Source organism: Streptomyces sp. F63, assembly GCF_018070345.1.
Lineage (GTDB): Bacteria > Actinomycetota > Actinomycetes > Streptomycetales > Streptomycetaceae > Streptomyces.
In genome coordinates, this window is the sequence record NZ_JAGPXX010000020.1 from 98,959 (window position 1) to 105,601 (window position 6,643).

General features: G+C 66.6%; 9 protein-coding genes and 1 pseudogene. 3 read left to right on the forward strand and 7 right to left on the reverse strand.

The annotated features are described in order from the left end of the window. Positions 1 to 60: 60 nt before the first annotated feature. A complete protein-coding gene (locus KBZ10_RS20020; RefSeq protein ID WP_210989040.1) occupies positions 61 to 789 on the reverse strand; it encodes an SDR family oxidoreductase in 729 nt (242 codons plus the stop codon). A gap of 387 nt (positions 790 to 1,176) precedes the next feature. On the opposite strand from KBZ10_RS20020, the gene KBZ10_RS20025 reads away from it, so the two are divergent. Next, positions 1,177 to 1,473 carry a hypothetical protein gene (locus KBZ10_RS20025; RefSeq protein ID WP_210989041.1) on the forward strand — a complete coding sequence of 99 codons (297 nt, stop codon included), beginning with the start codon at positions 1,177 to 1,179 and terminating at the stop codon, positions 1,471 to 1,473. A 137-nt stretch (positions 1,474 to 1,610) separates the two neighbouring features. Further along, the gene (locus KBZ10_RS20030; protein ID WP_210989042.1) at positions 1,611 to 2,195 is read left to right on the forward strand and encodes a recombinase family protein; all 585 of its coding nucleotides are present in this window, start codon (positions 1,611 to 1,613) and stop codon (positions 2,193 to 2,195) included. A 225-nt stretch (positions 2,196 to 2,420) separates the two neighbouring features. On the opposite strand, the gene KBZ10_RS20035 is transcribed toward KBZ10_RS20030, so the two are convergent. The 6 genes from KBZ10_RS20035 to KBZ10_RS20060 form a co-directional block, all read right to left on the reverse strand. Beyond that, entirely contained in the window at positions 2,421 to 2,582 is a 162-nt protein-coding gene (locus KBZ10_RS20035; protein WP_247702656.1) for a hypothetical protein, read from the reverse strand. A gap of 59 nt (positions 2,583 to 2,641) precedes the next feature. Continuing rightward, positions 2,642 to 2,845, reverse strand: coding sequence for a hypothetical protein (locus tag KBZ10_RS20040; protein ID WP_247702657.1), 204 nt, complete (start codon positions 2,843 to 2,845; stop codon positions 2,642 to 2,644). Between the two features lie 88 nt (positions 2,846 to 2,933). Further along, positions 2,934 to 3,767 carry a helix-turn-helix transcriptional regulator gene (locus KBZ10_RS20045; RefSeq protein WP_210989044.1) on the reverse strand — a complete coding sequence of 278 codons (834 nt, stop codon included), beginning with the start codon at positions 3,765 to 3,767 and terminating at the stop codon, positions 2,934 to 2,936. Continuing rightward, positions 3,764 to 4,279 carry a DUF6879 family protein gene (locus KBZ10_RS20050; protein WP_210989045.1) on the reverse strand — a complete coding sequence of 172 codons (516 nt, stop codon included), beginning with the start codon at positions 4,277 to 4,279 and terminating at the stop codon, positions 3,764 to 3,766. Before KBZ10_RS20050 ends, KBZ10_RS20045 begins: the two co-directional genes overlap by 4 nt. Next, positions 4,263 to 4,469: a hypothetical protein gene (locus tag KBZ10_RS20055; RefSeq protein ID WP_210989046.1), complete on the reverse strand. Its 207-nt coding sequence runs from the start codon at positions 4,467 to 4,469 to the stop codon at positions 4,263 to 4,265. The genes KBZ10_RS20050 and KBZ10_RS20055 overlap by 17 nt, the downstream gene beginning before the upstream one ends. A 256-nt stretch (positions 4,470 to 4,725) precedes the next feature. Further along, the gene (locus KBZ10_RS20060) at positions 4,726 to 5,997 is read right to left on the reverse strand and encodes a recombinase family protein (RefSeq protein ID WP_374223379.1); all 1,272 of its coding nucleotides are present in this window, start codon (positions 5,995 to 5,997) and stop codon (positions 4,726 to 4,728) included. Between KBZ10_RS20060 and KBZ10_RS20065 the strand changes: the two are divergent. Continuing rightward, a pseudogene (locus KBZ10_RS20065) lies at positions 5,909 to 6,271 on the forward strand (DNA-3-methyladenine glycosylase); the annotation flags it as partial. The gene KBZ10_RS20060 and the pseudogene KBZ10_RS20065 sit on opposite strands and share 89 nt — an antisense overlap. Positions 6,272 to 6,643: the final 372 nt, after the last annotated feature.

A 6,643-nucleotide genomic window follows, 5' to 3' on the forward strand; every position in this document is an offset into this window, starting at 1 on the left:
CGCTTGCCATACATACAAGGGGTGAGAGTCCGCCGTGGTGACGTGAGTGTGTGCCGGGGTCTACAGCTGCTCGAAGTGAAAGGAGCGGATGAAGCAGTCTCGCGGTTGGCCGATCGCGAAAAGGACGCAGTCGAGGACGGATTGGGCGGTCAGCGGGTCCTCTGCGGTCCGGGAGGCATGGTCCCAGGTGGAGTGGAGCGGGTCGCCGTCCGTGAAATCCGGCGGGTAGAGCGAGATGACTCGGATGCCCTCGGGGCGGAGCCGATGAGAGAGGACGTCAGCGAAGCCGGCCTGGGCGGCCTTGGCTGCGTAGAACGCAGGATGCGCCTGAGATCGGTGGTTCTGGGCTTCCGCGGCTGAGGAGACCAGGTTGACCACATCTGCACCTTCAGAAGTGCGCAGCAAGGGCAGGAAGTGCTTGACCGTCAGCAGGGTGCCGGTGGCTCCGGAAGCGACGGTGTCGTTGATCGCTTCATCGTCGGCGTCCCACAGGTCAGGGCCTTCCAGGTACCGGGCGCCATTGTTGATCAGCACATCTACCTGGTCGGCGTGAGTGGCGACCCTCTCCGCGAAGCCCCGTACGGTGGCTGGGTCAGCCAGATCACAGGCGAACGCATCCACTCGCGCACTGCTGTCGGCCGCCACCTCGTCGGCCACCTTTTGAGCGGCAGCCAGAGTGCGAGCGGACACGAACACGCGCGCACCCATCCGGCCCGCGTGCAACGCAAACGCCCTCCCGAACCCACGCCCGGCCCCGGTAACCACCACCGTCTTCCCGGCGAGATCCATACGCGCACCTCCTTCGACCTTCTTGTGTTGATCACGGTGAGGGTAACTGCGGCGTCGAACGCACCGAACCCCTCCCTCGGCTGAAGCACAGGCGGGGACATCCACTGAGCACGTCTGGGGCAGACGTGAGCACCACCTGGCCGTTTTCAAAGAGCGCCATCAAGACTTCATTTTGTGCACTCCTGCGCCGCCGCCAACGAGGCCGGGTAAGCCTGTGACCAGGCACTACGCCGCAGTCGGCTGGAGTACCGGCCGGCCTGAAAGGCCCTGAAACCGTGGCAGGATTTGAGCCGGTAAGACCCGGCGGTGGGTCGAGGCCCCTTCAAGGGGTCATACCCCACCCCTCTGGCTCTCGGCCGCTCCGCCCGCCGCTCCTACGATGCAGCCATGATCAAGATGTCTTGGGCGCTGGCAGGCGAGCACGCGGACGCGTGGACCGGAGTCGACATACAAGAGGGCGCAGCGGTACTGGAAGCGCGAGTCAGGGCCGTTGTCGAGGCAAGCGGCATGACTGCCGAAGCCACGCAGCACTGGCAGGAAACCTTCCTCGCACCCGTGGTCAACGGTCTGCGCACCGAGGGACAGTCGGTCCTGTCGCAGGGCGGCGGGACATGGAGCAAGGCAGCCGGGCCGATGCTCGTCTCCGTCTCGCCCGCTCCGACCGTGGCGCAGCGTGATCAGTAACGGGCGTCTCGAAAATCAAGGTTTGTGAGACGAGGCGACAGGCGCCCCAGAAGGGGGCGCAGCCCTGTTCAAAACCCGTCTCGAAACTTCCGTCTCAGACTTGATGTATTGAGACGGGTTCTGAGACGGTCCCGGTCATGACGACGAACACGATCACTGGTCAGCTCATCGGTTACGCCCGCGTCTCCACCGATGACCAGGAAGCGCAGTTGCAGCGCGACGCACTGACGGCCGCAGGCTGCGCCCGCATCTTCGAGGACAAGGCCAGTGGGAAGAACACCAACCGGCCAGAGCTCACGGCCGCACTGGACTACGCCAGACCCGGAGACACCTTGTGCGTGTGGAAGCTCGACCGGTTCGCCCGTTCCCTCATCGACCTTGTGACCATGGTCGACACCCTTCGAGAGCGAGGCATCGGGTTCAAGGTGCTCACGGGGGCACTGGCCAACATCGACCCTGGTACGGCCGACGGCCGTCTCATGCTTCAGGTGGTCGGAGCCATGGCGGAGTTTGAGCGCAGCCTCATCAAGGAGCGCACCCGCGCAGGACTGGACGCAGCCAAGGCGCAGGGGCGTACCGGCGGACGGCCGTCTGTGGTCGATGAGGACGTACTGACCGTGGCCCGTGCCAGGAAGGCGAGGGGCGAGAGCGTGAGCGCCATCGCCAAGGCTCTCGGGATCTCCCGAGCCACCCTTTACCGCCACCTCGGCGAGACCGCCTGAGACTGGCGCACGCAACCGCAGACAGGCTCTCGGTTCCACGCCGGGGGCCGTTGTCATGCACGGGCGTTTGACGCTCTGACAGGCGCAACGATGCCTGCCCCTGTCGACCACGGGGGAAGTCGACAGAGGCAGGCACAGGGGGGCGCGTCGCTCGAACCGCCCCCCTTCCGGCGCACCTCGGGTCGTGGTGCTCGCCGTCCCCTCAGCACGCCGGGGGTCTGTCAGTCACTCGTCCCGGACCACCATCGCGAACGACGTACAGACACGCCGGAAGCCCTTGTGCCCGCTCCGGCCTGTGTGGCTCATGCACTCCACGTCGACCGCCGCGCCGTCCGTCGAGGGCGTGGCTGTCCACTTGCAGTGAAGGCACTCCGCTTCGAAGGTCACGTCAGTGTCCGGGTGCTGCGTGATTCTGTGCCTCACGTACCGCAGGACAGAGCGCACCATCACTCGGCCCCGTGGTCTTCCCGGAGGTGCGTGCGGAGCACGACGTTCGCGTCCGTCGCCTTCGAGTAGTCGCCGAGCGATCGGGCGTTGGCTCGGGTCACGGCGACGCCGAGGCACTGCCGACAGCCCGCGACGGGGTTCGGGTCTCCCTCCGGAAGGGTCAGGTTCACCGGCCCTGCCATCGTCGTCTTGGGTGTGCTCATCCCTGCGACCTCCCGACTGTTCGCCTGCCGAAGGATGATCCCCCGGGGTGCACACGGGAGGGCGCTTCAGTCGCGTAGTCGACTGAAGTCATGCACGGCAAGCGGCGGACCACTCGGCGAGCCGTGCCCGAAGGTCTTCGCCGAAGAGGGCGTGTTCCTCGTACCCGGCGAACTCCTTCAGGTATGCCTGAACATCTCGGCCGTCGCGGAGTACGAGACTTCCCGCCGTCGTCTCGATGGTGACCAACGCGGCGTCGTAGATGGTGAACGTACTCAGCGGGGTTCGGGGCGTCGGTGCCCCTACGGGGATCACCCCGATCCGAACGTTCGGGAGGTAGGACAGGGACGCCAGTCGGTCCATCTGCTCGGCCAGTGCCAGTGGAGAGACGACCGGCCAGCGAACCGCCTGCTCGGTCAGAACGAACGTGAACCGCTTCGAGGCGTCGTAGAGGACGGCTTGCCGTCCCAGCTTCCCCGCTACGGCCTTGCTCGTGTCGGCCGTCGAGTGGGCCAGACTCGCCCGTACGTACTCCGGTGTTGCGAGCAGCCCGGTAACCATCGAGAGCAGGAAGTAGCGCATGTGCGTAGAGGACGCTTCGAGCGACTTCAGCTCGGCCTGTCTCGTACCGAGCCCCTTGCGCCGAAGTTCTCGAAGGTTCCGCCACTCGGTGTTCGCCATCCTGGCGAGGGCGGAGACCTCGGCGACCAGTTCCGGCGGAGCGTCCAGCGCTCGCAAGATCTGCTCGACATCGACCAGGGACGGCCGTGTCCGGCCGTTCTCGATGCGAGACACCTTCGACTGGGACATGTTGCAGCGCGCTGCGAGCCGGTCCCCTGAGAGGCCGGCACGCTTGCGCAAGTCCCGAAGGAGAGAGGCGAGTTCGGTACCAGACTCGCCAAGCTGCTCAGCTTCGAACGTCACCCGTTCACGTACTCCAGGAAGGGAACCGACTCGGCAACGGCGATGCGCTGCCACTCGATGAACGGCGCAGGGTCACCGTCGTACAGCTCTCGGCTGATCTGCGTGCCGTCGACCTCGTAATGCATCAGGACGACCGTCGATCGGTCGAACATCCAGAAGTCCTCGACATCCGGCAACGGGTTCTCTCGCTCGGTCACGTCAAGGATGCGGATGTCCTCCCCGGCGAGTATGTGCGGGGAGTAGTACCGGGAGAACTCGAAGCGCAGGTACTCGGAGAGCGGTCGAGTCAGGACGTGCACTCGCCCCTTGCTCTTCCCCTCGCCGCGTAGACGCTTCAGGTCTTCCGTGTACGCGGACGAGTAGTCGTGCGGGTCGACGCGCTTGCCTGCCCGGAAGGCTTCGAGTTCTTCCGCCTCCTGCGGGACGAGGTACTGGGGCAGGGTCTCCAGCCTCCACGCTTCCGACTGGAAGCCCCGGAGCATCGCCCGCCACTCGTCACCATCCAAGAGCACGAACGGCCTCCCGAAGAACGCTCTCGGGGATCTCCACGAGCCCTTCCCCCTGCGGGGGAGTGAAGGCGTCGGACACGTCACCCTGAACCACGATGGAGCCGGAAGCGGTGCGGTAGACGTTCGGGCAGTCGTCCTCTCCACACGTGCCGTTGCCGTTGCCGGTGAGCCGAGTCAGTTCTTCGCGTGCCATGCGGAACCCCCTTGACCTGGCGGCCCGGTCGGGCCGTCTGAGACGACCGTACGGGGGCCGCTCGTGGCCGTCCATGCACGGACGTGACTCATGCACGTTGTTGCATGAACTGGAGAGCGAGAGGGGCGCACAGAGGCTCTGAGGGATGCCCGGTTCTTCCTCGTCGGGCATGAGGAAGGGCCCCGCCCGACACTCGTCAGACAGGGCCCGTGCTCACTGAGCGCCGATGGTTGGCTCGACTCTCCGTGCTGGGATCTCAGGGGTTCCGGAACGTGATCCGGCAGTGCTCGGCCTTGAACGCTCGGACCCCTCGACCGCGCGGCATCAGCTCGACTCGCTCGCAGACCTGCATGACGACGGTCCGCACGTAGTCGATCCGGTCGGGGTCCTCGTAGTCCAGCTCCTCCCACAGGTACTCGATGTCGCCCAGGTCAACGCGCACCCGATTTGCTACCAGGTCTGCAAGCTCGGCCCGGATCTTGGTCAGGTCGGCGTCACACCTGCCGATGCCCGTCCGCAGGGTCGACGCGTCGATGTCCCCTACAGCGAACATCTCCGCCAGGGCGGTGCGCCTCTCGGATGCGGCAGTCTCCTCGGCCAGCAGTTCGGCCTCTCGCTCCTCGTCTGCGGCATCCGTGGCCGGTGCCGCGTTCCACTCCTCGGCCTTGTCGATGACCTTCCGGACCACGAAGGAGTCAAGAGCGTCTGCCGGGCAGGTGATGCATCGGCCACCTGAACAGGTGTAGATGCGGTACCGCTCGCCTGCCGCGTTCTTCTTGCTCCACCCCTGAGTGGCGACGGCCTGACACTTCGAGCAGCGGACCACGCCGGACAACAGGGCCTTGCGCTTGCCGCCGCCGCCCGTGTTGCGCTCGGGGTCGCTCAGGTAGCGGACCAGGGCCCGGAACATACCCTCCGAGACGATCGCCTCCCAGTTGCCCGCGCCGGTCTCCTCGGTCAGCCGCACGCGCTTCCCGTCCGGCTTCTCGACCCACTGCGAGTACGTCTGGATGCCCGCGTTCCGCGGCTTCAAGAGGACACCCCGAAGGTTCGAGCTGCGCCACTCCTTGCCGTGCGGTGAGAGCAGTTCACGGGCGTTCCAGTCCTTCGCGATGGACCAAAGGGAGACACCCGTCAGGACATCCCGGTACGCCTGCCGTAGGGCTTCCGCCTCTGCCTCACGATGCCTGCCGTCACGCTCGAAGCCGAACGGGCGTGTACTCCAGAAGGGCCTCCCCGACTCTCTACGGCGCTGGTGTCCGAGCACCTGACGCTCTACTCGCATCTCGGTCTCGTTGCGAGCCACCACAGCGCCGATGCGAGCAGCGAGCCGGCCGGACGGGGTGGACAGGTCGAGCACTCCCTGAGCCTGTGCGGCGGCCAGCGTGACGCCGGTCGCCTCGGCCAGGTCCACCAGGTCCTCAAGATCCCAGGGAGTGAAGGCGAGCGGTGTCCTCCTCCGCGCCGGCGAGATCCTGACCGGCGCGGAATGGGCCGGCGAACGCCGCCGGACGGCGCGCAAGCACACCGAACTCGCGCAGGGACCGGCCCGCCTGGCGACGGCCCTCGGCATAGACCGCTCCCTGGACGGAACCGACGTCTGCGCCGGCCCGGACGTCCCCCTCTCCGTCCTGGCCGGAGATCCCCCTTCGGGGGAACGGATCCACAGCGGCCCGCGGACCGGGGTGGGAGGAGACGGCGCGGACCATCCCTGGCGCTTCTGGATCAAAGGGGACCCCACCGTGAGCCGCTACCGCGCCCACGCACCCCGGAACCGCGCCCGCCGCAAGACCGGCGCTTGACGCCGAGGACGGGAGCGCCTAACGTAGCCCGAGCCGCTTGAGACGGGCAGGGTGGCGGGACGGCCCACAGCCGGACCCGCAGAAGCCTGTCAGCGGCACCACCACTACGACGAAAACCCCGGATGGGGCTTTTCGGTCATGCCGGAATTCGATACCGAAAGGCTCGATTATGAGTCGGCCGGGGAATCCGCTAACGTAGGGGCCGCGCCGGAAGGCGCAAGCGGAAACCCTCTCCAACGGGGACCGGAATCGAAATACGGGCGGGAAAGCGGCCCGGAAAGCGTCTGGTAGGGTTGGAAACACCGAAGGGAAGCGCCCGGAGGGCCCGGAGACGGGGCCGAAGGAAGCGTCCGTTCCTTGAGAACTCAACAG

Coding starts and splice junctions, on each gene's coding strand:
- KBZ10_RS20055 (WP_210989046.1), bottom strand. CDS start 4,469: ATGGCACGCGAAGAACTGACTCGGCTCACCGGCAACGGCAACGGCACG.
- KBZ10_RS20020 (WP_210989040.1), bottom strand. CDS start 789: ATGGATCTCGCCGGGAAGACGGTGGTGGTTACCGGGGCCGGGCGTGGG.
- KBZ10_RS20025 (WP_210989041.1), top strand. CDS start 1,177: ATGATCAAGATGTCTTGGGCGCTGGCAGGCGAGCACGCGGACGCGTGG.
- KBZ10_RS20030 (WP_210989042.1), top strand. CDS start 1,611: ATGACGACGAACACGATCACTGGTCAGCTCATCGGTTACGCCCGCGTC.
- KBZ10_RS20040 (WP_247702657.1), bottom strand. CDS start 2,845: ATGAGCACACCCAAGACGACGATGGCAGGGCCGGTGAACCTGACCCTT.